2 protein-coding genes are annotated in these 888 nt (G+C 41.9%); both read left to right on the plus strand.

What is annotated here, in order from left to right; translation table 11 throughout:
• Nucleotides 1-151 precede the first annotated feature (151 nt).
• Nucleotides 152-355: a helix-hairpin-helix domain-containing protein gene (locus EHQ62_RS00005; RefSeq protein WP_135640250.1), complete on the plus strand. Its 204-nt coding sequence runs from the start codon at nucleotides 152-154 to the stop codon at nucleotides 353-355.
• Between the two features lie 275 nt (nucleotides 356-630).
• Nucleotides 631-888 (plus strand): hypothetical protein (locus tag EHQ62_RS00010; protein WP_208720587.1); only part of this gene is annotated, 258 nt, incomplete at its 3' end.

Genomic DNA, 888 nt, shown 5'->3' on the forward strand with positions numbered 1-888 from the left:
GGCAGTTATTAACGGCCAGATTTCCATTTTGAGTTTCATTTTGCCATTCCCATGGTTTGAAGAACGCTACCGTTTAACGTAAATGAGACGGTCATAATGATGATTTCTGATATGAGATCGGAAACAAGTTGAATGGTATGGTGAAGTTCCAATGACAAAAAAGGATCCCAATTTCTTAAGTTTTCTCGGTGCCCCCGCACAAAGAGCACTGCTCCATGAACTTGGGATCACCAAATTGGAAGACCTCTCTCGATACACAAAAAAAGACTTACTCCGTTTGCATGGATTTGGTCCCAGTTCGCTTCCCAAATTGGAAACGGAGTTACTTAAGTTTGGGATCCAACTCAAAGAATGATGGGATTTGAATCCAACCGTTCACATCCAATTGGAAGGAATCACATCCAAGAAAATTGTAACACCATATCCATCCCTAAAGCTTCACCAATTTCACCCTTCCAAATTTCGCAAAACCGCTAAAAACGGTGCAAACGCGTTTTCAGAACGTTTTTAACGGAAAAATCTGATTTTTTTTCCTTCACTGTAAAATTCCATTGAGAGTACGGAGCCATTTGCTGGATTAGAATTTCTGAATATAGTTTTGGAAATTTGAAATTGAAAACGGCCTCTGTTATGCGAAAGAAACTTTACCTTTTATCCTTCCTCTCTCTTTTTACATTCCAATGCATTGCGTTCCTCCCTAATGGCTCCTCGCAACAGGGGTTCAATCCCTTTGTTTTTTTACTAGGACTCATTGGTGGAAGCCCAAGTTCCTCTCAGGACCTATCCCCTGGCACCACCCTCGATCTTTCGGGGGATGGGAAAACAGATGCGACTCTAGTTGATTCGGATGGTGATGGTGTTTCCGATGGAATTAGCCTTACAGGAGGG

The organism is Leptospira jelokensis (assembly GCF_004769635.1).
In the GTDB taxonomy this organism is placed as follows: Bacteria; Spirochaetota; Leptospiria; order Leptospirales; family Leptospiraceae; genus Leptospira_A; species Leptospira_A jelokensis.